This is a genomic window from Providencia lanzhouensis, assembly GCF_050469745.1.
Lineage (GTDB): Bacteria > Pseudomonadota > Gammaproteobacteria > Enterobacterales > Enterobacteriaceae > Providencia > Providencia lanzhouensis.
In genome coordinates, this window is sequence record NZ_CP174123.1 from 3,878,669 (window position 1) to 3,902,797 (window position 24,129).

Consider the following 24,129-nt stretch of genomic DNA (forward strand, 5'->3'; position numbering starts at 1 on the left):
TGCTGCAATATTGAGCACTTTAGAGCAAGTTATTTAATAAACGTTTCTCGGTAATATACCAGCTCAGCGATTGATTCGCGGATATCATCCAGCGCTTGGTGGGTGTTTTTCTTTGAGAATCCGGCGAGGATCTCAGGCTTCCAACGGCGAGCTAACTCTTTTAATGTACTCACATCAAGATAGCGGTAGTGAAAATAGCTTTCTAACTCTGGCATATAATTAAATAAGAAACGGCGGTCTTGCCCTACGCTATTCCCACAAATAGGCGATGCGCCTTTTGGAACCCATTTTTCTAAAAATTCGATGGTCGCCAGCTCTGCTTCACGCTCACCAATAGAACTTTTACGAATACGCTCGACTAAGCCGCTATTAGTATGGGTGTTTACATTCCACTCATCCATCAATGCCAACTGCTCTTCGGTTTGGTGTACCGCGATAACAGGGCCTTCGGCTAAGATATTCAGGTTACTGTCAGTCACAATAGTAGCGATTTCAATAATACGATCACGAATAGGATCGAGCCCGGTCATTTCTAAATCGATCCAAATTAAATTATTCTCATTCTTTTGCATGATATGCCCTAACTGAATACGGTGGAGTTAAGGTATGATAACACCCTTCGTTCTATCCGTTATAGGTATGTTGTTTTTCAATAATATCCCTATCGGTTATAATATAGACGCCAAATTATTTAAGTGAGAGAGGTCAGGTGGCTAAGCAGAAACTTTCGAAAGGCCAACAGCGCCGCGTGCAAGAAAATCATCAAAAAAGACTCAAAAAGCAAAAAACTATTGAGATTGATGATAGCCAATTAGGTGAGGCTCAAGAGGGCTTAGTGATTAGCCGCTTTGGTCAACATGCGGATATTGAAGCCTCAGACGGCACTATACAGCGTTGTAACCTGCGTCGAACCATCTCATCTTTAGTGACCGGGGACAAAGTTGTCTGGCGTCCTGCGCTAAACACACAGAGTGATATCAAAGTGAACGGTATTGTCGAAGCCGTTCATGAGCGCCACTCCGTCTTAACTCGTCCTGATTATTATGATGGGTTAAAACCTATCGCCGCCAATATCGACCAAATCGTCGTGGTTTCTGCGATTTTACCTGAATTATCGCTTAATATTATCGACCGCTACTTGGTCGCCTGCGAAACCACAGGGATCCAGCCGATTATTGTCTTAAACAAAGTTGACTTGCTAGATGAAGAAAATCGCGAGTGGGTCAGTGATTTAATGACAATTTATAGCGATATTGGCTACCAAGTGCTTGAAGTTTCCAGCCATACCGGTGAAGGCATGGAAGCACTCACTAACACGCTATCCGGTAAAGTGTCGGTCTTTGTTGGTCAATCTGGTGTCGGTAAATCCAGTTTATTGAATACGCTGTTACCTCAAAATGAGGCCGCGATCTTAGTCAATGATGTCTCTGATACCTCGGGCTTAGGGCAACACACCACGACTGCATCCAGGCTGTACCACTTCCCACAGGGTGGTGATGTCATCGATTCACCGGGCGTGCGTGAATTTGGTCTCTGGCATCTGACAAAGGAACAAGTGACCAAAGGATTTGTCGAATTTAAAGATTACCTTGGTGGCTGTAAATTCCGCGATTGTAAACACTTAGATGACCCCGGCTGTTTACTGCGAGACGCAATGGAAGACGGCAAAATTGCCGAATCACGCTTTGAAAACTATCACCGTATTTTAGAAAGTATGGAACAAGTTAAACTGCGTGGTAACTTTACCGCTAAAGAGAAATAATCCCCGAAATCAGTCTAAAATAAGTTAGTGAGCGCTCACATCTTATCTGCTTTGTGAAATAATTCGAAAGCAGATTAGTTTCAGTTACAATAGCGCCCTTTCACTAACTTACCTTTAAAATTCAGAGGTTAACGTGCTAGATAAAATCAAAATCCGCCTGCAATTTATGCTTCCTAAACAAGGACTTACTCAACTTGCAGGATGGTTTGCTAGTCGAAACGTCGGGTTTGTAACCCAATGGGCAATAAAGCTGTTCGCTAAAGCCTATAAAGTGAATATGAATGAAGCTCAAAAAAGTGAATTGACTGCATATTCAACCTTTAATGACTTCTTCATCCGTACGCTGAAAGATGGCGCGCGCCCAATTGTTGAAGCTGAACATCAACTTGCACAACCTGCGGACGGTGCCGTTAGCCAATTAGGGCCTATTGATAATGACCTAATCTTTCAGGCAAAAGGTCATAACTATACGGTTGAAGCCCTGCTTGCTGGTCAATATCAGTTAGCGGATAAATTCCGTGGTGGTGATTTTATCACAACCTATTTATCCCCAAGCGACTACCACCGCGTGCATATGCCATGTGATGGCTTATTAACAGAGATGATTTACGTCCCTGGCGATCTGTTCTCCGTTAACCCATTAACCGCAGCAAATGTGCCGAACCTATTCGCGCGTAATGAACGTTTGATCTGCGTGTTTGATACCCCATTTGGCACAATGGTGCAGATTTTAGTTGGTGCAACTATTGTAGGCAGCATTGATACGGTTTGGAGCGGTTGTGTTAACCCACAACGTGAAGGCGTGATTAAACGTTGGACGTATCCAGCACAAGGTGAAGAAGGCGCTATCTTCCTACAAAAAGGGGAAGAAATGGGTCTATTTAAACTGGGTTCTACTGTTATTAACCTGTTTGAGCCTAACAAAATTCGCTTTAATGCTTCATTGATCCCAGGCTATGCAACCCGCATGGGTGAGCTGTTGGCTGAATCAACGGATGAACAGCAACGCACTGAAACTGTTAGCTAATCATTTAAACTATAATTAAGTTATTCTATCGCTGAAGGAGCTCCTCACTGTGCGTTTGATTATCAGTTTTTTACTTAGCCTGTTAATCGTTTTTTCATCCCAAGCGGCGCCAGCCTCCGCGCAAGATGAAGCACAGATTACACAGGAGCTCAAACAGCTTGATCCAAGCAAAAACCCCAAAGATGCTGAGATTGCTCAAGCGTTGCAAGGGGCATTAAGCTGGATTAATGAAGCTCGAGATGCGGACAATAAGGCAAAGTCTTACCAAGATGCTATTGATAATTTTCCTAGAATTATCAAAACAATCCGTCAAAACTTGCTCAATGAAACCGATACGCCGCCCGCTATCCCCACGAGCATTAGCTTAAGTGAACTCGAGCAGCGTATTACCCAACTCAGCAGCCAGCTACTTGATCAAGGGCGCTTGATGCAGCAAGAGCAAGACAAAGGACGCGAAATCAGCGAATCCCTGAATCTCTTGCCACAGCAGTTATCTGAAGCACGACGCCAGTTAACGGATGCCTCAACGCGATTCCAATCGCTCAATACGCCAACGACACCGTTAGCTGAAGCCCAATATACCTTAGCTCAAGCCGAAGTAAGCGCTCGCAAATCGATTGTGAACGAGCTAGAAATGGCGCAATTATCAGCCAATAACCGCCAAGAAATTTCTCGAATGGCGCTAGAGCTTGAGAAAAAGCGTTATCAGCGCCTAGAGCTTGAACTTCAGCAACTCCGTGATTTTCAAAATACCCAACGCCAGCAAAAAGCAATATTGGCGTTAGAGCATACAGAAATGTTGGCGGAACAGGGTGAATTGACCCCGTTCTTAAAAGAACAGCTCGATATCAACCGCAAAATGTCCCAAGAGTTGACCGAGCAAGCGCAGCGCATGAGCGCGATCACCACCAACCAAGCCGAAATCTCCACCAGCATTCGAAATGCTCGACAAGCACTGTCCACTATCCGTGAACAAGCCCAGTGGATCAGCAGTTCAAGTTCCTTAGGGGAAGCGCTTCGAACACAACTTTCTCGCCTTCCAGATATCCCTAAAAGCCAGCAACTTGACCGTGAAATGGCGGATTTACGTGTTCAACGGCTAAATTATGAAGATATGCTTGAGCGCTTATCCAAGCTCGATGTGTCGGTGCAAGAAAGTGCTAATGATTTAAGTCCTGCCCAGTCGCAGGTTTATCAATCACTGATGAAGACCCGCAAAGAGCTATTAACCTCTCTCATTTCGGGCTTTGATGGCGAAATGTTAGAGCTGACCAAGCTCAATGTTGCAACGGGACAATTAACTGATGCACTAAAAGAGGTGAAAGACGCCTCAAACCGTTATCTATTCTGGGTCGCTGACGTCCCGCCGATTAGCATTAATTATCCGGTACTTGTGGTTACTGACATGACCCAGCTACTTTCACTGGATACTCTCTCCCAGCTAACGGGCGCACTACAAGTGATGGTCACTAGCCAAGACTCGTTCTTATACCTGCTAGGTTCCATTATCTTAGTGATTTTCAGTGTCAGCACGCGCCGCCATTATCAAGCATTCTTAGACCGCTCGAGTCTACGCATTGGTAAAGTCACACAAGACCGTTTCTATTTAACCGTTCGTACTATTTTCTGGTCGATTATTGTCGCACTTCCTCTTCCAATGATGTGGTCTGCCATTGGTTATGGCTTACAAAGTGCATGGCAATACCCGATGGCAGCGGCCATTGGCTACGGCGTTAGCGCAACCACCCCGCTGCTCTGGCTGTTTATGATCAGTGAAACATTCTCACGCCCAACCGGGCTGTTCATTTCCCACTTTGGTTGGGATAAAGACGCGGTTAAGCGCGCAATGCGCCATTATCGATTAGCCATTTTTGTGATTGTGCCGTTAGTGATGGCAATCATCACCTTTGAACATTACAGCGAAAGAGAGTTCTCCGCGACCTTAGGCCGCCTCTGCTTCTTAGTGCTGTGCGTCGCATTAAGCCTAATTACCAACAACTTACGCCGTTCTAAAATTCCATTGTATTTGGACAGGCACGGCTCCGGTGAAAACTTAGTTAATACCGCATTATGGTGGCTCATTTTCATTGCGCCGGTGATTGCTGCATTTTTCTCCGTATTAGGTTATTTCTCAACGTCTCAAGCACTACTAGCGCGGCTCGAAACCTCTGTTGCGATTTGGTTTGTGATTCTAATTGTTTATCACACAATCCAGCGCTGGATGTCGATGCAGCGCCGCAAACTCGCCTTCGAGCGAGCAAAACAGCGCCGTGCGGAGATCTTAGCCCAGCGAGCTAAAGGGGAAGAAGACTCTCAATTACCCAATGCTAGTGGTGAAGGGAATATTGATATCGAAGAGCAGGTTCTTGACCTTGATACTATCAGTTCCCAATCAGTTGGATTGGTACGCTCCATTCTGACTATGATAGCGCTGGTCTCGTTAATCTGGCTGTGGTCCGAATTACATACCGCATTTTCATTCCTTGAAAATATTCGCCTGTGGGATGTAACCTCATCCATCAATGGAGTCGAAACCGTTCAAGCCATCACAATGGGGTCGATTTTCATCGCTATTTTGGTGATTATCGTTACTGCACAGCTCGTCAGAAACTTGCCTGCTCTATTAGAACTGGCGGTTCTTCAGCATCTCGATTTAACACCGGGTACCGGTTATGCCATCAGTACCTTGACCAAGTACAGCATCACCATCATCGGAACTATTGTCGGTTTCTCAATGCTAGGGATCGACTGGTCAAAACTGCAGTGGCTTATTGCTGCAATGGGGGTCGGGCTCGGGTTTGGTTTACAAGAAATTTTCGCCAATATTATCTCTGGCTTGATGATCCTGTTTGAAAAACCGATCCGTATCGGCGATACGGTCACTATCCGTAACTTAACCGGTAGTATCACTAAGATTAATACCCGCGCCACTACCTTAACGGACTGGGATAGAAAAGAGATTATTGTGCCGAACAAGGCATTTATTACTGAACAGTTTATTAACTGGTCTCTGACCGACACCATTACCCGTATCGTGATGACCATCCCTGCTCCTGCGGATGCCGATAGCGAAAAAGTGACAGAGATTATCCTGCGCGCCGCAAAACGCTCGTCCATGATCTTGGATAACCCGAATCCTGAAGTTTATCTCGTGGACCTACAGCAAGGGATCCAAATTTTCGAGCTGCGGGTGTATGCAGGTGAAATGGGGCACCGTTTACCGGCTCGCCACGAAATCCATCAGCATATTTTAGAAGCCTTTGCAGAACAAGGAATTACATTGCCATTCCCACCGTTCCAAGCCCGTGTGGATGTGCGCAGTAATTCGATTCAAAGCGCCACAAATAACCTTTCTGGTCGAAACCCACCTCGTGGTACTGGTGAGCTATAAGTTGATTGAGGGAGCACTTGCTCCCTTATTTTCTATGGTAAAAAAGGCAGAGTAATGACCCAAGCAGTAGAAATCCAAGACGAATCCATCAAATTAAAAATTGCACAGTATGAGCGTGTAGGCTCCATTCTATTTTTTCTGATTCCATTGGTGATTTTGCTGATTGTCGGAAAGGGTTTTGCCTTTAATACGCTCTATCTGTGGCAAGGATTCAGCCTGCTGTATTTAGTGGTTTACCGTTTGAAAGTGCGCCAATTATCGACAAAGGTGCAACAACTCAGTGTACGCCGAGGATGGGGATATAATCGATTTTACCGCTTTTGCTGGGGATATTTGATTCTGTCTGTGATCGGATTAACGGGATACCTGCTGATATCCCGTTAAATTAATATTGGACTATTAGCTTTCTTCGCTATTACCGTAGGTTTTAATGTAGTTGTCAGCCAGTTTTTGCGCTTGTTTCAGCTCTTCTGCGTTCAACTGCTCTGCGATTTTTTTCTGTAAACGTTGGCTCTCTTTATTGCCACTATAAACCGCCGTAGAAAGCCATGCATACGCTTGCTGTAGGTTCTTTTTCACCCCTTTCCCTTCAGAGTACATCACCCCTAAACGGTCTTGGGAATTTGCATCACGCTGTTTTGCGGCTTTTCTGAACCAAAACACGGCTTTTTCATTATCTAATGCGACGCCACTACCAATCGAATACATTTGCCCAATTTTGAACTGTGCAATCACATTACCGCCTTGCGCTGCCTTTCTAAACCAGTATGCAGCTTTTTCCAGATCCTGTTTAACCCCTAAGCCCTGTGCATACATGGTGGCCATGTTGGTTTCTGCGCGAGTATCACCATTTTTAGCGGCTTCTTCGTACCACAGCATCGCTTTATCATAATCTCGGCGAACACCAAAACCATTTACATACATAGTACCAAGGCGGAATTGGGCATCTGAATTACCTTGATCACCAGCTTTGATAAACCATTCCGCTGCCACTTTGGAGTCTTGGGAAACGCCCTGACCTTTAAAATAACGCTCACCTAACAGGAATTGAGATGCGGGATCACCTTTTTCAGCTAACTGCGTAATTTGCTCTATCGTCGTCTGTTCACTGGCGGTCGTTGGTTTCGCCGGTGTAGCCAGTAATAATGAACTATAACAAACAGATCCTAACAACAGCGCTAACGCAATTCTTTTCATCCTAAGTAACCCTCAACAGTGCAGTATGGCAACTGGCGACACAGTAATACCCGTTATTATCGGCTGATCTGGCAGATTATACAGCCTAAACTCGCTTTTCATTTGAAGTAGTTTAAATTTACTCGTCAGAAGACAAAATAGGATAAACGCCTTAATTTAGACAAATAGCACTTTTCGTTATCATTCATGACAAAAGGCAAATAAAAAGCCAGATAGTTTTTTATTCTATCTGGCTTTCTGCTAATACACATAGCAAAAGTGATTATTTGTTGTCTAAATATTTACTTCGCAAATAACGAGCAACTGCATCATCTTGGTTAGAACCAATCACTTCCATCTGAGGTAAAGCATCTTTCAGCAGCTGATGAGCATTCTGCATAATGCAGCCCTTGCCCGCTAACTTCAGCATCTCTTTATCATTCATGCCATCACCAAACGCGATGCAATCATGGGTTCCATAACCATGCAATGCCGTGACTTGTTTCAATGCTTCCCCTTTAGAAACAGAGCCTGCCATCACTTCAAGGCAGCTGTGTAAGGAGAAAGTAACATGCACTTTATCTTGCCAGCGACGTTGAATACGCTGTTGCAGATCGACCAGTAAATCATGATCTTCACTGGTGTAATACACTTTACAGACTTCCGAGGTTGGAAAATCGCGGTGGTCAAACAGTTGGTAATTAAATACAGACTCTTTGAAAAACTCTTTCTGCTCAGGGCTTTCACGGTTAATAAACCAATCATCACCATGGTAGTAATTGGTAAGAATTTCAGGGTGATCAAACTCCATTAAGCACAGTTCTTTCGCTATCTGCGAGTCAACGTTGTTCGCAAAAATGAGGTCACCATTGGTATTATGAATACGCGCCCCATTCGAGGTGATCATATAAGCATCAATACCCAGACCATCACGGATCTGTGCAACATCAATATGATGGCGTCCCGTCGCGAACACAAACCGGACTTCTTCGGTCGCTACAAGCTGCTTAAGTGTATCTTTGGTATACAGAGTTAAATCATGATTGGGAGATAAAAGTGTTCCGTCCAAATCGGAAGCAACAACCGGATATTTCATACAAGATCCCTAATTATGGCTAATGCTGCTCAAAAAAATCACAAATTGCATTGAGTGCCATGGCTCTCAACGCATCTATTTCAAACAGGATTTCGTGGTGAGCCCCTTCGATAATGAGGGGTAATTTTTCTTCTCGTCCTGTTTGCGCTTTTTGCCGACTTTGACAAAAAGCTTGTAGCTCTCGATTACTGACTACCTTCTCTTCGCTCGCTTCAAGGAGCATCAGAGGGGTTTCAATCTCTCCCGCTTTCGCAACCAGCTCTTTGCCAATCGCAAAACTTTCTCGTAACCAGTGGTAAGTTGGACCACCGAGACGTAATTCAGGATAATCCGCATAGTAGCGTAAGTAACGTCGATAACGCTCTTGGCTATGGGTTAACACATTGATTAAATAAGGTAATGGCTGCCATTTTCCCGTTGAAACCGCATAATCATTTCGCACACTGCGGCGCGGTTCTGCACGCTCAACAATAAAGCTCGCGAGCCAGTGGGGCATTGGTAAATTCACACCAATCATGGGAGCACACAATGCGGCAGCGTCAAATGTCACGCTATCTCGGAGTAAATACCCAGCGAGGATCGCGCCGCCCATCGAATGAGCCAACGCATAGCATTTAGGATAGTGACGATCTCTCACTTCTAAATCAATGAATTTTTCAAAATCATCAATGTAATCTGTGAATTTTTCGACATGCCCTTTTTGGGGATCCGCCAGCATACGGCCTGATCGCCCTTGCCCACGATGATCAATAATAAAAACATCGAATCCTAGATGATAAAAATCGTAGGCGACTTCAGGGTACTTAACGTAACTCTCACTGCGCCCCGGTGAGATAACCACGGCTTTATGGTGCTTTGCATGAATAAAACGTACATAGCGAATAGGAACATCATCAACACCTAAAAACTCAGCTTCTTCACGTAGTTGCCAAAAATCTAAAAGCGGACCGTTGGTAAAGGCCGAAAACTCAGTTTCTCGATTTAACCAACTGGCTTTTAGACTATCTGGCGTCATGGGGTTTCCTCATTCATAACCTTCTAGATGGTCTTGGATGAGTGTCATAAACGCCTCACCAAAACGCTCTAATTTTTTCTCACCAACCCCATTAATCAGTAATAATTCAACGGGTTTGGTCGGGCAATGCTCTGCCATTTCAATCAACGTTGCATCGTTGAAAACCACAAAAGGCGGAATGTTTTCTTCATCCGCAATGGATTTACGTAATTTACGCAATTTGGCAAACAGCTTCTTATCATAATTGCCATGGTAAATTTTGTTTTGTTGATTCCGGCTTTTGGTGACTAAAACGCGTGGAACGGCTAACTGTAATGGCATTTCACCACGCAGTATGGGTCTGGCCGCTTCCGTCAATTGTAATGCGGAAAAATGCGCGATATTTTGCGTGATCATGCCTAAATGAATTAATTGACGTAAGACGCTCACCCAATGTTCATTCGTTTGCTCTTTACCAATGCCATAAACTGGCAGTTTATCGTGCCCTAAATCGCGGATCCGTTGATTGTTAGCGCCTCGTAACACCTCAACAATATAGCCAATACCAAACCGCTGCCCAACGCGATAAATACAGGAGAGTGCTTTTTGCGCATCCATCAGCCCATCATAACGCTTTGGCGGGTCAAGGCAGATATCACAGTTACCGCAAGGTTTTTGGCGGTTTTCACCAAAATAGTTTAGTAAAACTAGGCGACGACAAGTTTGCGCTTCCGCAAAGGCAGCAATCGCATTCAGTTTATGACGTTCAATATCCTGCTGCATTCCCGCTGGTTTTTCTTCTAAGCATCGGCGGAGCCACGCCATATCAGCAGGATCGTAGAAGAGAATGGCCTCGGCTTCGACGCCATCACGCCCCGCTCGTCCTGTTTCTTGGTAATACGCTTCAATGTTGCGAGGAATATCAAAGTGTGCCACAAAGCGGACATTGGACTTGTTAATCCCCATTCCAAATGCCACGGTCGCAACCACAATTTGCAGATTATCTTTCTGGAATGCATCTTGCACCCAGTCACGTTGAGCGCTCTCCAAACCTGCGTGGTAGGCAGCCACACTCAAGCCACGTTTTTGCAATCTTTCCGCGGTTTCTTCAACTTTACTACGGCTATTACAGTAAACAATTCCCGATTTACCTTTCTGAGCCTTAATAAAAAACCATAATTGATCTAACGGCTTATACTTCTCGACTAAAGTATAGCGGATGTTCGGGCGATCAAAGCTGCTCACATGAACTAATGGGTCATTAAGCTCGAGTAAGCGAATAATATCAGCACGCGTGGTTTCATCTGCCGTGGCAGTCAGCGCCATCACTGGTACATTCGGTAAAGAATGGCGTAATTGACCTAACGAACGATATTCAGGGCGGAAATCGTGGCCCCATTGGGAAATACAGTGCGCTTCATCTACCGCCAGTAAGGCAATATCCCAGCCACCAATTTGCTGAATAAAGTAGTCGGTCAATAAGCGCTCTGGCGCCACATACAAAAGTTTGATTTTCCCTTGAGCGCATAATTCCATAATTTGGCGCTGCTCTAGCGGGGTTTGTGAGGAATTTAAACAAGCCGCTTCAACACCGTGTAACTTGAGTTGATCAACTTGATCCTTCATTAAGGAAATTAAAGGTGATACCACCAGCGTAATGCCTTGTTTGACCAGCGCAGGCACTTGGTAGCAGAGCGACTTTCCGCCCCCTGTTGGCATCAATACTAAGCAGTCACGACCATCGAGGATACCGCCAATGACAGCATCTTGTCCCGGACGAAAGGATTGGTAGCCGAACGTGCTGTTGAGCACATTTTCAGCTAGTGAAAGTTGATTGATAACGCAAGCGGTAGACACGAATTCCCTCTAGAGGTTGAAACAAATAGCTGCCCAAAAAGAGCAGCTATTGGCAAGATATTACCCTGAAATGACTGGGATGTCTGCCCAGATCACATGATATCGTTAAGCATCACACCGATACCAAAACGTGTTTGGCGATAGTCGTAGTCTATCATCGACTCACCATAACCGCTAAACAGTTGGGTATACAAACGCACGTGCTTCGTCATTGGATAGCTCCAGCCCAACTCCGCGTTACCATACCCTGAGTTCCAGTTATAGTGACCCGCAGCTGAAATAACGCTATCCCCAAGTGCATACCCCACTTTTACGCGGTAATAGCCGAGATATTTATTAATGTCTGGGTTGTCATCACTGCTTTCACTTTCAGGAATGCGGTACCATGGTTTTAATTCAACTTGCCAGTCACCCTTTTGCGCCATTGCTCGGGCATAAATACGGTTCCAACTACGGGATGTTGGATCAGAGCGACCATTTGATTCATGGTTAAAGCCCGTTTCGAATTCGCGTAACGTCCAGCCTGCAAATTGGTTATCAAGCGCCCAACCGACAAAAATCTGTGGTTCATAGTTGGTTTCACGAAATGGTGAAGACTCTTTCTTATTACTTAGTTGCCACCAAGAACGCTGAGTATAAGACGCCGCAAGAACCGAGTTTTCCCCCGCAATTCCACGCCAAATAGGAAACGCCAAGCTTAATTGGAATTTCACTTCATCTTTCAGTGCATCATTACCCCAATCATAACTCGCGATGGCTTTCTTATTTATCGAAGACGTATAGGTATAAATGATGTAATTGGGTTCATAAGGATACAGAACGAATGGGTTATCATAATTTTGCAGTAACCCCGAAATAATACTTCCGCGAACGGGCGTATGATTTTCAGTATCCTGCTGTGCCGGTTCGTTGGTATTGTCAGATGCAAAAAGTGAAACAGACCAGAAACAGAGCACAGAACTCAACAACATTTGTAAAGCGCGCATTTGCCATTCCTATTTCAACTGCGGTGAAAAAATTTGTCTCATTTTACACCGAAAAATGATTCACCGTTGAAAGATTATTCATTTGTTTTCTAGATATTAGCACATACATAATGTTAACTTATCATTAACATCACAGACAAGGATCCTAAAATGAATGACCGCATCTATACCTTCGAAGAAGCTAGCAAATTTATGAGCGATGCATTTATCTATAGAATGCCTTTTAATCAATTACTTGGGATTGAACTACTACAAATGACGGATGACTTAGTCCAGCTATCTGTGAAAAATCGACCTGAGCTTATTGGTAATTTCACCCAAAACATTCTCCATGGCGGTGTTATTGCATCCTTATTAGATGTGGCAGGAGGCATGGTGTGCATCAACCGGATCCTTCAACGCATTGAGCCTCTCGTTCACCAAGATATTGCCGACAAGATGTCCAAAATGGGTACGATTGATTTACGCGTTGATTATTTGCGTCCTGGGCGTGGAGAGGTTTTTATCGCGAGCGCCAGCTTACTACGCGATGGTAATAAAATCGCCGTCACCCGCAGTGAATTACATAATGAGAAAAATCAGCATATTGCTACAGCCACTGCGACTTATTTGATTGGGTAAAAAAATCTGAGCGGATGAAACAGCCTAGTAAATAATTAATAACCTCATTAACTAATAGCTTGTAAAAAAACCTGAGCAATGTCACATTAACGGCATCACACATCGAGCCTCTCACATTCTTGGCTTCGATCTCTCAGTTTGACTTTATATCAATTTCAGAGCTATTCATGAGCCAACAAAATACTACCAAAGGCGTACTATGTGCCTTAGGCGCTTATTTTATTTGGGGTGTCGCTCCCATTTATTTTAAATCAATCAAAGAAGTGCCTGCAGAAGAAATTTTGACTCACCGTATTATTTGGTCATTCTTCTTTATGCTGCTATTACTGACCATCACGCGCCATTGGAATTATTTCCGCCAAGTCTTAAAACAGCCTAAAAAGATCTTAATTTTAGGTGTAACAGCTGTGACAATTGCGTCTAACTGGCTGATTTATATCTGGGCGGTAAATAATGGGCATATGCTACAAGCCAGCTTAGGGTATTTTATCAACCCTCTGGTTAACGTATTGTTTGGCATGATATTTTTACATGAACGCTTCCGCCGAATGCAATGGGTTGCGGTCGGATTAGCACTTACCGGCGTATTAATTCAACTCTGGCAGTTTGGCTCCGTGCCAATCATTGGATTAAGCCTTGCCGTGACGTTTGCCACCTACGGTTTATTACGTAAAAAATTGGGTGTTGATGCGCAAACGGGTATGACATTTGAAACCTTATGGTTGCTACCTGTCGGCGTTATCTTTCTACTATTCTTTGCAGATAGCCCAACAAGCGACATGACAATGAACAGCTGGCATTTAAATATTCTCCTGATCGCTGCAGGGATTATTACCACAGTGCCATTGTTACTGTTTACTGAAGCCGCTAACCATTTAAGACTATCAACGTTAGGGTTCTTCCAGTATTTAGGTCCAAGCATTATGTTCTTGCTTGCCGTATTTGTGTATGGTGAGGTGATGACCCAAGAATTGTTAATTACATTTGGTTTTATCTGGGTTGCATTAATTTTATTTACTTTAGATGCTTTATATACACAGCAGAAACTCAGAAGAAAATAGAATTTAATTTTTCGTATTATGGGCATTCGTGCCCATAATATCTGTCTTAAATTAGTATTAACCCGCTTATTATATTACCCACTTAATGCACGTTTCATTTAATGGAACTGGAAAGTTTAAATTATTTAATATAATCAGCTTATTTTCATTAAAAATAATTTACCTTTTGGGTGTTTTTCTCTTGTTTGGATTAATTCTAAAATAAAAGATTTTCTTTTTATATTTCAATATATTATAAAAATTTTTATTCCTTGATTTTATCGGGAATTTGATTCATATTTAACTTACGTTAAATTTAACCTTATTTATACACCTTTCAAATATCAACCCATTGAAATAAAACAGTATATTTATTTGTTGAAATAAATGATTGCTTAATAGGAACTTGATAATTATATTGTACGCCGCTTGTATTCACCCCAGCGGATGGTAATGGTCCGATTCATTACTGACGTTTCATTAAAGTGCGCACGATGACAGTGATTTATATTCTGTCCTGGTGCGAGGTTTTCTGAAATTGAATACAAGGCGTCTATCCACATACCTAATTAAATGATTTGTGTATGTAAAAAAACAAAACATGTAGTGCTATAGCTCAAGTTATATGGCTGCATTTTAGGTTCACTCGGCCTGTGTATTCAGACAGAGTTAACGTTGTTAAGGGCTTTTGGGAAGGGCTTCAAAATGCAACAGAATACCGTTCAAATGAAACGTGTACTGACCACCCCTGCGTTAGTATTTTTCGGGCTGGCCTATATGGTGCCACTCGGAATTTTTACCACCTATGGACAAGTGACTGTATTAAGTGAAGGGCATCTGCCTATCGCTTATTTAATTACGCTCGCTGCTGTCTTCTTTACCGCCATGAGCTATTGCCGTATGACCAGCGCACTCCCGCTTTCTGGGTCTGCTTATTCGTATGTGCAAAAAACCTTTGGTGGCACTCTTGGATTTCTTGTTGGTTGGGCACAACTGCTGGATTATCTATTTCTGCCGATTATTAACTACATTGCGATTGGGATCTTTGTCCACGAAGCGTTCCCGAATATCCCAATGCCAGTGATAATCTGCTCAACCATCGCTGTTGTCAGCATCATGAACATTTTGGGTATCAAATTGGTATCTTGGATGAATATGCTGATTATTCTGATGCAATTTGTCTTCATCACCATCTTCTTATACATCTGCTTGCAAAACGCGATGGTACTGGATGTTGAAGCATTGATGGCACCGCTCACTGTGATGTCATCACAAGTGTCGGGGCTGTTTGCGGGTGCTGCGGTACTGTGCTTAGCCTTCTTGGGCTTTGATGCTATTTCAACCATGGCCGAAGAGACAAAAGACGCACGCCGTGCTCTACCTAAAGCGATTTTATATACCGTATTTATTGCGGGAGCCTTGTTTATTGCCATCTCTTACGGCGCACATTTAATGTATCCGGTATGGCAAGATTTTCTCCCTAATACGGATGTCGCCAGTATCGCGGTGATGCAGCAAGTGGGCGATAAAATGAAGTGGATCGGCGCCTCCTTGATGGCATCGAGCTTTATTACCGCTTATGTTATTGGTGTCTTTGCGTCTGCAATGACTTCGCAAGCCAGTATCGTGCGTATTTTCTATGCAATGGGTCGTGAAGGTGTGTTACCTCGCTCAATCTTCGCGTATTTGCACCCGCGCCTGAATACACCGGTCTATTCCATTATCTTTGTGGCAGTAGCTTCGTTGATGTCGCTGGTGTTATCACTCAGCATGGTTGCGTCGATGATTAGCTTTGGTGCGCTGATAGCCTTTACCTTTGTGAACTTGTCAGTCATCAAACATTTCTACATCGACCGCAAAGCCTCCTTGGATAATACCAAGTTGCTCACTTGCCTGGTCATGCCATCCATTGGGGTTGTTTTAACCTTGTGGTTATGGACAAGTTTAGATGCAGAAGCCTTCACAGTCGGCTTATGCTGGCTAGCGGCAGGGGCAGGCTACCTCACGCTTCTGACTCATGGTTTTACTCGTCGTCCACCTGCTATCTCTGATGCCGAGACTGAGATGATTATCAATTAATCCTCCGGTACCTTTCGTTGATTATGGGGAAGCTTATCTTCCCCATTGTTTTTTTGGTTCTGGCTCCGTAGGAGCCCCTGATACAGACGGTTTACGATGAATAATAAAATTGCTGATGTTATTTATTTCAACGGTTATATCTATACCGCAGACAGTCAAGATAGTGTTGTCGACGCTATCGCCTTGAAAGAAGGTTATATTCTTGCAACAGGGACTTCGGATGAATTACATCAATATGTTGGTCCAGAAACTGAGAGCATCGACCTTGAAGGCAAGATGATGATGCCAGGGATCATTGATGGACATATGCACCCATTTTGGGGCGGCATTCAGCTGTTCGGCTGCCATCTTAATTACGAATCCCTGACTATCGACCAAATTTTACAGCGCGTGCAAGATCACCTAGATAAAGATCCTCGCACCGGCGAAAATGACTGGCTAAAAGTCACGGCATGGTTACGCCAAGGCATGTTACCAGCAGGTATTGATATGTACCGTGAAGACATGGACAAGCTCAATACTAAGCGCCCAGTGGTATTGTTCTCTAATGACTGCCATACCCTCTTAGCCAATAGTCGCGCCCTCGAATTATTCGGGATCACCAAAGAGACTCCTGAGCCACCTGATGGCAAAATCGGTAAATACGAGAATGGCGAACTTAACGGAATTTTAGAAGATGCGCCTGCCATGCGTGCTGCGGATAGCATCCCGTCTATTCGTGATGAGCAAGCGGTTGAAGTGGCTGAGTTAGTCCAAAAAGTATTGAATCAGCAAGGCGTTACCATGGTGATGGATGCCCGTGTTTCTGAGCAGCAATTAAGCGCGTTCCACCAACTTCAACAACGTGGTGAACTCACTTTGCGCTTCCAAGCTGCGCGCGAAATCACACCTGATGATACCCCGAATGTGGCTGCCGTTGCGGCTGCTGTCGATAAAGCCGTGGCGTTCGCCAAAAAATGGCACCAAGCAGAGTGGACACCGACACCAGGTATCGGTCTGCGTAATATCAAAATGTTTGTGGATGGCGTGCTGCAATACCCAACCATGACCGCCTCATTATTACAGCCATACCGCGTGAACAAAGGAACTGATTCCGCCCCGAATTGGGTAGAAACCGATAACTACGGCGACCTCTATTTCACGGCTGAAATTCTGGATGAGCTACTCGAAAAAATCGCCGCAGCGGGTTACGATCCTCACTTACATACCGTCGGTGAAGGTGCCGTATCTATCGTGCTGGATGCCATTGAAAAAATGCGAGCAGCTCACCCAGAGAAAGATATCCGCCCAGGCCTTGCCCATAATGAGCTGGTTGATGCCAAAGATTATGCCCGTTTTGCACGCCTGAAAACCATTGCATGCTTATCATTCCAATGGGCTGCGCCAACACCAGAGCTGGCTGCATTCGAGAAAAACATGCTGGGTGAAACCCGCTTCCAGCAGCTAGAGCCGATCGCTAAGTTTATTGATGCAGGTGCGGTGGTTGCCTTTGGTAGTGACTGGCCAATCGATGATTTTGACGAATGGTATGACTTAAAAGTAGCCGCGACCCGCCGTGGTCGTGATATTAATGGTCAGCCAGCCCCAAGGCTGGATAACGACCGTGATATGACCGTGATCGAAGTTTTGCGTTCGGCAACGATTGATTCTGCTTATGCTCAACATCGTGAAGATGTTTTAGGATCACTTGAGGCAGGTAAATTCGCGGATATGATTGTGCTGGATCGCAATGTATTTACCATCCCAGCAGATGATATTGAAAATGTGAAAGTACTGCGCACTATTGTAGGCGGAAAAACAGTTCATATCGCGTCTTAAGTATTTAATTATCATTAATCTGATGAAGGCATAAAAATATGCCTTCATCTCAATCAATTAAGCCAGTAAGTTAAAACCAATAACTTTTTAGTCTAAAATAATAATTTAATGCTAAAAGCCTGTTATATAAACAGGAACACCAAATAGGGCTTCATGATAGAAGCTAGTGATCTCTGCACTTTTAACATGATCTGAAATGCTGACTTCCTTATTCATGCGAGCAACACCCTCAGCAATACAACTTATTGATGTGTCGAAATTATGTTGGTCGTCCAACTTTACATACTCGGACTCCCATTTGTCGTAGAGTGCTTGATTGGTTAGCGGAAGTATATTGTAATTTCTATACTTATAAATTAATTTATCGGCCTCAATTAATTTAGCTTTTATTTCATTAATCTCGTTACATTTTTCATCATATTCATTAATAAGTTCATCTCCCTCACCGGCATATTTATAATAATCCGTATAAGTATCTAAACAATTTACATTCTTATCAGGAGGCTCAGAAATTAAATAATTCCTTAATTTATTATGATTGAATTTCAATGAATCATATCTATCTTTCAATTCATTTCTTTCTTTTATTATCGAATCCAGATCTTCATACTTCTTCTTACGTGCTTTCATTTATAATTTTATCCATATTGAAAGCATGACGTTCTTTATAAGAAGTCATGCTTTTATTAAAAAGCAAAAACCAGATAACAAAACATCTATTTAGCCGTTAACCAATAATGGAGTTTTGTCAATCAATTAAACCAGTAAGTTAAAACCAATAACCTCCTGATCTAAAATAATCATTTAATGCTAAAAGCCTGTTGTATAAACAGGGACACCGAATATGACTTGATAATAAGAGTTTATGGTATCTGCACTTTTAACATGATCTGAAACGCTGACTTCCATCTTCATGCTAGCACTGTTTTCAACTATACGATTTGCTGTTGTGTCAATATTGTATTGATGAGATGAGATTTTACCAAAATTCAATTTGCTATCCGAAATAAATTTGCCTTCATCGTGCTCTATAATTGGTTGCTTAGCTTTCCTTATCAACCTATCATTATGCTCAGCTTCACGAATTAATTCACTGCTCTCCTTTATTTTAGCTTCTTTTTCTTTTATCCTGGCATTATTTTCATAATACTCATCAAAAACCTTACTTTGCTCAATTCTAAATTCATAATATTCTAAATCACTAGAAAAACCATCCCTATTCTTATTAAGAAACTCAGAATCCAAGCGTTCTTCTAATTTATAGTCATTATATCTCAGTACATTAACCTCATGTTCCAGTTCATATTTTTCCTTCCTTAGCAATTCAAGGAATTTATTGTTACTTTCAAGTTCATTCATTTATAACTTCATCCATGCTGAAAGAATTATTCCTTTCATAAGAAATAATTCTTTTATTAAAAAACCATCTGATTAGAGAGTACAAACTAGATAAAATATCCATTTAGCTATTATCATTAAGATTAATAATATAGATCAATTAAATTAACAACAATCATTCACAGTTTGAAAATAAATCATTATTAATACATCAATAGCTATTGAGAAATATAAAAAATTAAGCATTGCAACCCTACTTAATCGATACTATTGATTAATTTTCAAATTATCAATAGACAATGTGAATTTAAACTTATTTTAGGAGCTAATTCAAAACCTGAAAAGAAATCAACGAAAATATTCATATAAAAAATTAAAGCCATAAAGTTAAAGAATGAAACATTTATTTATAAAGGAATTAATTTTAGGATAAAGATTAATTTTACACTTTTTTTCTTTCTCCTCTTGCAAAAGAAAAAAGTTCCCGTTAATATCCGCCGCGTTTTCATTCATTCAATCAATTCACTGCAAGGAGGTTCATCATGACAACAACTAATCAAACTCTTTGCGGGCAACCACAGAAATAGTCTTAAACGTTAAAAATAACCTTAGGCGTTATAAATCGTTTTAAACGTTAGTTCAGCTATCTTCTCAAAACTTGCCTGCTAATCACCTTATTTTTCACATTAAAAATGAGTTAATAGCTTATGGGCAATACCCTTCATTCTGTCGGTGAACACGTTAGTTATATCGCGACAGAATCTACATGGATTGAAAGTAAAGCAATCCAGCAATTACAAACAACCGCTAATTTACCCGACATGGTTTCTGTGGTCGGCATGCCTGACTTACACCCAGGACGTGGCTACCCAATTGGTGCAGCATATTTCTCAGCTAAACGCTTCTATCCGGCGTTGGTTGGCAATGATATTGGCTGTGGCATGAGCCTGTTTCAAACTGATATTAAGCGCGCCAAAGTTAACTTGGATAAGCTGGAAAAACAGCTGTCTGAAATGACGGATCATGCGCCATTAGAGTGGCTAAATGAACACGTTCCTGAGTCGATGAAATCCCATGATTTTATGACTTCGCTCAGTTCTATTGGTGGCGGTAACCATTTCGCGGAGTTTCAATCCGTCGATAAAATCATAAACCAAGAATTGTTTGAGCAAAGCGGTCTTGATAAACAAAAATTGTTATTACTCGTGCACAGTGGATCGCGTGGTTTAGGGCAATCTATTCTACGCCAGCATGTTGAGCAACATAGCCATAATGGGCTGGATGAACAATCCGATGATGCCAAGACTTACCTCAAAGCACACCAAGACGCGCTACAGTTTGCACAGATCAACCGCCAATTGATTGGGCTGCGCATGATGCAGCAAGTTAAAGCTTTGGGGGAGCAGCGTTTCGACCTCAATCATAATCTTGTTGAGCCAAGCCGTATTGATGGCATTGACGGTTGGCTACATCGCAAAGGTGCGACCCCATCCGATAGAGGTTTCGTGGTGATCCCTGGCTCTCGCGGTGACTACAGCTATTTAGTGGCGCCAGTTGCCAGTGATTTGAGCTTAAATTCCCTCGCTCATGGCGCTGGACGCAAGTGGATGAGAACGGAATGCAAAGGTCGTTTATCACATAAATATACGCCATTACAGCTATCCCGAACCACTTTAGGCAGCCGAGTTATTTGTGCAAACAAACAATTGATTTATGAAGAAGCACCGCAGTCCTATAAATCCATTGATACCGTTATCGAAAGCATGGTTGAGGTCGGCATTATTCAGGTTATTGCCCGCTTAGCGCCCGTGATCACCTATAAAACGAGCGGAGATTGTTAATGACATTATTACAGTTTTCCTCAGCTCAAGGACCCGATGAGTGCTGTATCGCCGTGGAAAAAGCGTTTTCTTGTTTTTTAAAAGAAGCCGCTTTGTTAGATGTTCAAGTTGATGTGTTGGAGTCTTTTCCATCCAAGCAGGGACTAAAGTCAGTGTTAGTCTCCTTAGAGGGGAAACAGAGCGAACAGCTGGTCAACGCGTGGAGTGGAACCGTTCAATGGCAATGCCAAAGCCCTCTGCGACCACGCCATAAACGCAAAAACTGGTTTATTAGCATAATCACATTTGCGCCTATTCAGCCCCTAGAGGAGAGTGAAATCGAATATGAATTCACAAAATCTCAAGGTGCCGGAGGTCAGCATGTGAATAAAACCTGTTCCGCGGTACGAGCCAAGCATGTCGCAACGGGGATCAGTGTGAAAGTCCAATCGGAGCGCAGCCAGCATGCAAATAAGAAACTGGCGAAAGAGCTAATCCATTGGAAGCTCAGTGAGTTTCAATCTCAGCAACTGAATTCCTTAGATAAGCAGCGCCATCTTTCTCATTATCAAATTGAGCGGGGCAATGCGTCATTAATGTTTGCTGGAAAAGAGTTTAAACGAGTTAATTAAGTTATGGGGAGCCACCGTAAGTCGGTGGCTTCCCAATTTACTTCCTAGTAGCAATATTGAGTACCAAGATAAATTTCACAGCCACCATAAATGGTGCTTGGCTCAAATGCATTCAACAGATTGTTATTAACTGGGCTACCGTCTTTTGAACTTAATATAGCCATTTGCTCAATCATCACCGATTCAATTTCATCGCCACCAAAACAGATCGAAATTTGCGGCTCATTCATTCTTGTTAATGTCTCATTTGCAACCTCACTGAGTTGAAGATATTGACCATTTAAATTATAAAATTTCTTGTCCATTCCTAAGTTATTATTATAAAGCGACAATACTGCGTGCTGAATAAGTGGGGTTGACGATAAATCCATCTTAGGAAAAGCAGCCGGTTTCTGAGGAAGTGAATCTATAATGGATTGCAATTTATTAATAAAATTCACGGCATCATCTAAATTATCACCGTATTCTAAACTATCCATATAGTTATCAATTTTTATTATTGCAGCCTCATAGCTAGAATATCTTTTTTGGTTAATGCGAATATCTCTTTGCGCTTGTGAAATATATCTATTTGTAGGTTTTCTATCTCTCGTCAAAATTTCACCATATCTATCAGTCAGCCTTTCCAATTCACTCAGATACTTTTTATGGTTTTCTTCGTATTTTTTAAAAGATTGTTTGTATTCTTCGAAGTCTAATTTAAATTTGGCAAATTCATTTTTTAACTTAATCATATAATTCATCCTTTATTTATATTTAAATTAACAAATATTTATTATCTTTATGCCGCTCAAGATAATAAATTTAAAATAAAGGGAATAATTAAAAAAAACAAACTCATAGTTTATATACAACTTTTAGTTTTATTATTAAGGTGATTAGTTTACAGCCCGCCCCTTTGCAGAGGCGGCATAGACGAGAAAGGGTTACAGTATTTTTTCGGTCAGGAACCAACCGGCAATACTTTCACGCTTTTTTTGGGTAGGTAGAACTTCATGGGGAAAATCTTCAGACATAAAAAATACCATTCGGCCCGCTAGCGGCTCCAAGGTAAATAGCTCGTTATCTTGCATGTCATACATCACAATTTCACCACCATCACCCTGCTGCCATGATTCATTCATATATAGCACAGTGGTGATTTTACGGCGTCCTTGCCCACGGAAGTTATCCACATGCTTTTTATAGAATCCACCATTAGGATAACGACAGAAATGGGTTTCAAAATCCCGCAATCCAAGAAATAACTGACAGTTAAGTTCCTGACGCAAGTTTTCCATTTTATCTAGATAATGTACGACTGGCGCCCCCATTTCAGGTTCAAGCCACACCGTTTGGTCGCCACGGATGTTTTTGTTGTCTTGTAATGTATTTTGATAGCCAATACGCGCGTCTTGTAGCGTATCGGGGATACAACTTTTAATAGCCTGAATTTCTGACAGATTCAGAAAATCGTTCCACACATACCAACCTTGTGTGGAAAGTGAATCAATAAGTTGATTGATAGACATGATGAATCTAAGAGTGGTTATTAGGTGAGATTTTATACTTGATTATCGGAAAAAATTAAAATAAAAAACGTAAATCTTAATGATTCAATCGATGAATCAAAGAAAAAACTAAAAATATCCTTATTTTTCAAATAAAACTCTATTTCCATTCCCCCAAAATTACCGCGCTATAACAAAAATGGTGCTTAACTGCCATTAAGCACCAAATAATCTCGATGGCTAAGCTTACATTCCTATATTGTCAATACCCTTTACTATGTGGTTCACTGGGGTTTGTGGCATACCTTGCTGATATTCACCCATAACGCTCATTTCATTACTTGAAAACGCTGACATTTGATCTCTTATACGGCTTTCACGAGAAGATAAAATATATACTTTCCCGTCATGCATAGAATAATTTTCATTTCCAAGTGCATTGTTGTAATCGTACATCCTAGCAAAAGAAAGGCTTCTTACCTCCTGAATAGCATAATTAGTTTGTCGTATATGGTTGTCAATCCTAATAGTTAACGCCTTTTCATCATTAAATGACTGTTTCTTTATATTAAATCCAATTTCAGAGGGTAAATATTTATTTTTAAATTTAATAGAATTACTCTCTAGCATTTCAATCTGAATCTTATTATTCTCTTTTTCTAATCTTTTAAATCGCTGATTAAATTCTTCTTTACTATTAAACTCCAATACTAAATTTTCAGAAATATATTTTTTATCATCATTATGATATTCTTTCATTTGAACTAAGAACATTTCATAACGATGAATAGTCACCATTAATTCATTATATTGAGATAAACGTTCCGCTCCACCTTCCCTCTCGACTATCTCATAAAAATCAGATGCATCTTTTTTTAATCTATCTATTTGCCTTTCTACATAACCAATTTTCCTCTCTATTTCCTTATACTTTTTATCATTAATATCAAAATCAACATAAACAGTTTTATAAACCATACAATCATCCTTAATTTAACAAAT

Annotated in this window: 21 protein-coding genes; 10 read left to right on the forward strand and 11 right to left on the reverse strand. The window is 41.9% G+C overall.

Annotated features, from left to right (window positions below; genetic code table 11):
- Positions 1-29: 29 nt before the first annotated feature.
- Positions 30-572: an oligoribonuclease gene (orn, locus tag ACIH2S_RS18130; protein ID WP_036948917.1), complete on the reverse strand. Its 543-nt coding sequence runs from the start codon at positions 570-572 to the stop codon at positions 30-32.
- Positions 573-709: 137 nt separating this feature from the next.
- On the opposite strand from orn, the gene rsgA reads away from it, so the two are divergent.
- From rsgA to ACIH2S_RS18150, 4 genes are all read left to right on the forward strand, one after another.
- Positions 710-1,762 (forward strand): small ribosomal subunit biogenesis GTPase RsgA, encoded by a 1,053-nt coding sequence (gene rsgA, locus ACIH2S_RS18135; protein ID WP_036948915.1) that lies wholly within the window; start codon positions 710-712, stop codon positions 1,760-1,762.
- 133 nt (positions 1,763-1,895) lie between these two features.
- Positions 1,896-2,789 carry an archaetidylserine decarboxylase gene (gene asd / locus ACIH2S_RS18140; protein WP_036948913.1) on the forward strand — a complete coding sequence of 298 codons (894 nt, stop codon included), beginning with the start codon at positions 1,896-1,898 and terminating at the stop codon, positions 2,787-2,789.
- A 49-nt stretch (positions 2,790-2,838) separates the two neighbouring features.
- The gene (mscM, locus tag ACIH2S_RS18145; RefSeq protein ID WP_108478803.1) at positions 2,839-6,180 is read left to right on the forward strand and encodes a miniconductance mechanosensitive channel MscM; all 3,342 of its coding nucleotides are present in this window, start codon (positions 2,839-2,841) and stop codon (positions 6,178-6,180) included.
- 54 nt (positions 6,181-6,234) lie between these two features.
- Positions 6,235-6,564, forward strand: a complete 330-nt coding sequence (locus ACIH2S_RS18150; protein WP_036948907.1) for a hypothetical protein — start codon at positions 6,235-6,237, stop codon at positions 6,562-6,564.
- Positions 6,565-6,579: 15 nt separating this feature from the next.
- Here ACIH2S_RS18150 and ACIH2S_RS18155 read toward each other — a convergent pair whose 3' ends face one another.
- The 5 genes from ACIH2S_RS18155 to pldA all read right to left on the reverse strand — a co-directional run bounded on the left by ACIH2S_RS18155 (position 6,580) and on the right by pldA (position 12,289).
- Entirely contained in the window at positions 6,580-7,377 is a 798-nt protein-coding gene (locus ACIH2S_RS18155; protein ID WP_036948904.1) for a tetratricopeptide repeat protein, read from the reverse strand.
- Positions 7,378-7,639: 262 nt separating this feature from the next.
- Positions 7,640-8,452 (reverse strand): sugar/pyridoxal phosphate phosphatase YigL, encoded by an 813-nt coding sequence (gene yigL, locus ACIH2S_RS18160; protein WP_108478802.1) that lies wholly within the window; start codon positions 8,450-8,452, stop codon positions 7,640-7,642.
- Between the two features lie 19 nt (positions 8,453-8,471).
- On the reverse strand, positions 8,472-9,467 hold the full coding sequence (gene pldB / locus ACIH2S_RS18165; RefSeq protein ID WP_036948896.1) for a lysophospholipase L2: 996 nt from the start codon (positions 9,465-9,467) through the stop codon (positions 8,472-8,474).
- Between the two features lie 9 nt (positions 9,468-9,476).
- Complete coding sequence (gene recQ / locus ACIH2S_RS18170; RefSeq protein ID WP_036948892.1) at positions 9,477-11,303, reverse strand: ATP-dependent DNA helicase RecQ; 1,827 nt, start codon at positions 11,301-11,303, stop codon at positions 9,477-9,479.
- A 92-nt stretch (positions 11,304-11,395) separates the two neighbouring features.
- Positions 11,396-12,289 (reverse strand): phospholipase A, encoded by an 894-nt coding sequence (gene pldA, locus ACIH2S_RS18175; protein WP_108478801.1) that lies wholly within the window; start codon positions 12,287-12,289, stop codon positions 11,396-11,398.
- Between the two features lie 150 nt (positions 12,290-12,439).
- Here pldA and ACIH2S_RS18180 point away from each other — a divergent pair, with 150 nt between their 5' ends.
- The 4 genes from ACIH2S_RS18180 (at position 12,440) to ACIH2S_RS18195 (ending at position 17,847) form a co-directional block, all read left to right on the forward strand.
- A complete protein-coding gene (locus ACIH2S_RS18180) occupies positions 12,440-12,910 on the forward strand; it encodes a thioesterase family protein (RefSeq protein ID WP_108478800.1) in 471 nt (156 codons plus the stop codon).
- Positions 12,911-13,077: 167 nt separating this feature from the next.
- Positions 13,078-13,971, forward strand: coding sequence for an EamA family transporter RarD (gene rarD, locus ACIH2S_RS18185; RefSeq protein ID WP_036948885.1), 894 nt, complete (start codon positions 13,078-13,080; stop codon positions 13,969-13,971).
- 684 nt (positions 13,972-14,655) lie between these two features.
- Positions 14,656-16,029, forward strand: a complete 1,374-nt coding sequence (locus ACIH2S_RS18190; RefSeq protein ID WP_108478799.1) for an APC family permease — start codon at positions 14,656-14,658, stop codon at positions 16,027-16,029.
- Between the two features lie 96 nt (positions 16,030-16,125).
- Positions 16,126-17,847 (forward strand): amidohydrolase, encoded by a 1,722-nt coding sequence (locus ACIH2S_RS18195; protein WP_349488213.1) that lies wholly within the window; start codon positions 16,126-16,128, stop codon positions 17,845-17,847.
- Positions 17,848-17,958: 111 nt separating this feature from the next.
- Here the strand turns inward: ACIH2S_RS18195 and ACIH2S_RS18200 are convergent, their stop codons facing one another.
- Together ACIH2S_RS18200 and ACIH2S_RS18205 are read right to left on the reverse strand one after the other, a co-directional pair.
- Positions 17,959-18,477: a hypothetical protein gene (locus tag ACIH2S_RS18200; RefSeq protein WP_108478797.1), complete on the reverse strand. Its 519-nt coding sequence runs from the start codon at positions 18,475-18,477 to the stop codon at positions 17,959-17,961.
- A 180-nt stretch (positions 18,478-18,657) separates the two neighbouring features.
- A complete protein-coding gene (locus tag ACIH2S_RS18205) occupies positions 18,658-19,206 on the reverse strand; it encodes a hypothetical protein (RefSeq protein ID WP_036948874.1) in 549 nt (182 codons plus the stop codon).
- Positions 19,207-19,892: 686 nt separating this feature from the next.
- On the opposite strand from ACIH2S_RS18205, the gene ACIH2S_RS18210 reads away from it, so the two are divergent.
- Together ACIH2S_RS18210 and prfH are read left to right on the forward strand one after the other, a co-directional pair.
- Positions 19,893-21,026 (forward strand): RNA ligase RtcB family protein, encoded by a 1,134-nt coding sequence (locus tag ACIH2S_RS18210; protein ID WP_430247830.1) that lies wholly within the window; start codon positions 19,893-19,895, stop codon positions 21,024-21,026.
- Entirely contained in the window at positions 21,026-21,637 is a 612-nt protein-coding gene (gene prfH / locus ACIH2S_RS18215; RefSeq protein ID WP_108478794.1) for a peptide chain release factor H, read from the forward strand. The genes ACIH2S_RS18210 and prfH overlap by 1 nt, the downstream gene beginning before the upstream one ends.
- A 44-nt stretch (positions 21,638-21,681) precedes the next feature.
- Here the strand turns inward: prfH and ACIH2S_RS18220 are convergent, their stop codons facing one another.
- From ACIH2S_RS18220 to ACIH2S_RS18230, 3 genes are all read right to left on the reverse strand, one after another.
- The gene (locus tag ACIH2S_RS18220) at positions 21,682-22,371 is read right to left on the reverse strand and encodes a hypothetical protein (protein WP_272535518.1); all 690 of its coding nucleotides are present in this window, start codon (positions 22,369-22,371) and stop codon (positions 21,682-21,684) included.
- A 192-nt stretch (positions 22,372-22,563) separates the two neighbouring features.
- Complete coding sequence (locus tag ACIH2S_RS18225; RefSeq protein WP_108478792.1) at positions 22,564-23,148, reverse strand: 2OG-Fe(II) oxygenase; 585 nt, start codon at positions 23,146-23,148, stop codon at positions 22,564-22,566.
- 225 nt (positions 23,149-23,373) lie between these two features.
- Entirely contained in the window at positions 23,374-24,105 is a 732-nt protein-coding gene (locus ACIH2S_RS18230) for a hypothetical protein (RefSeq protein WP_349488214.1), read from the reverse strand.
- Positions 24,106-24,129: the final 24 nt, after the last annotated feature.

What these genes read in the sequence shown, in the direction of transcription:
- orn (WP_036948917.1), bottom strand. Translation starts at nt 572, where the DNA reads ATGCAAAAGAATGAGAATAATTTAATTTGGATCGATTTAGAAATGACC.
- ACIH2S_RS18150 (WP_036948907.1), top strand. Translation starts at nt 6,235, where the DNA reads ATGACCCAAGCAGTAGAAATCCAAGACGAATCCATCAAATTAAAAATT.
- ACIH2S_RS18155 (WP_036948904.1), bottom strand. Translation starts at nt 7,377, where the DNA reads ATGAAAAGAATTGCGTTAGCGCTGTTGTTAGGATCTGTTTGTTATAGT.
- yigL (WP_108478802.1), bottom strand. Translation starts at nt 8,452, where the DNA reads ATGAAATATCCGGTTGTTGCTTCCGATTTGGACGGAACACTTTTATCT.
- pldB (WP_036948896.1), bottom strand. Translation starts at nt 9,467, where the DNA reads ATGACGCCAGATAGTCTAAAAGCCAGTTGGTTAAATCGAGAAACTGAG.
- pldA (WP_108478801.1), bottom strand. Translation starts at nt 12,289, where the DNA reads ATGCGCGCTTTACAAATGTTGTTGAGTTCTGTGCTCTGTTTCTGGTCT.
- ACIH2S_RS18180 (WP_108478800.1), top strand. Translation starts at nt 12,440, where the DNA reads ATGAATGACCGCATCTATACCTTCGAAGAAGCTAGCAAATTTATGAGC.
- rarD (WP_036948885.1), top strand. Translation starts at nt 13,078, where the DNA reads ATGAGCCAACAAAATACTACCAAAGGCGTACTATGTGCCTTAGGCGCT.
- ACIH2S_RS18190 (WP_108478799.1), top strand. Translation starts at nt 14,656, where the DNA reads ATGCAACAGAATACCGTTCAAATGAAACGTGTACTGACCACCCCTGCG.
- ACIH2S_RS18195 (WP_349488213.1), top strand. Translation starts at nt 16,126, where the DNA reads ATGAATAATAAAATTGCTGATGTTATTTATTTCAACGGTTATATCTAT.
- ACIH2S_RS18200 (WP_108478797.1), bottom strand. Translation starts at nt 18,477, where the DNA reads ATGAAAGCACGTAAGAAGAAGTATGAAGATCTGGATTCGATAATAAAA.
- ACIH2S_RS18205 (WP_036948874.1), bottom strand. Translation starts at nt 19,206, where the DNA reads ATGAATGAACTTGAAAGTAACAATAAATTCCTTGAATTGCTAAGGAAG.
- ACIH2S_RS18210 (WP_430247830.1), top strand. Translation starts at nt 19,893, where the DNA reads ATGGGCAATACCCTTCATTCTGTCGGTGAACACGTTAGTTATATCGCG.
- prfH (WP_108478794.1), top strand. Translation starts at nt 21,026, where the DNA reads ATGACATTATTACAGTTTTCCTCAGCTCAAGGACCCGATGAGTGCTGT.
- ACIH2S_RS18220 (WP_272535518.1), bottom strand. Translation starts at nt 22,371, where the DNA reads ATGATTAAGTTAAAAAATGAATTTGCCAAATTTAAATTAGACTTCGAA.
- ACIH2S_RS18225 (WP_108478792.1), bottom strand. Translation starts at nt 23,148, where the DNA reads ATGTCTATCAATCAACTTATTGATTCACTTTCCACACAAGGTTGGTAT.
- ACIH2S_RS18230 (WP_349488214.1), bottom strand. Translation starts at nt 24,105, where the DNA reads ATGGTTTATAAAACTGTTTATGTTGATTTTGATATTAATGATAAAAAG.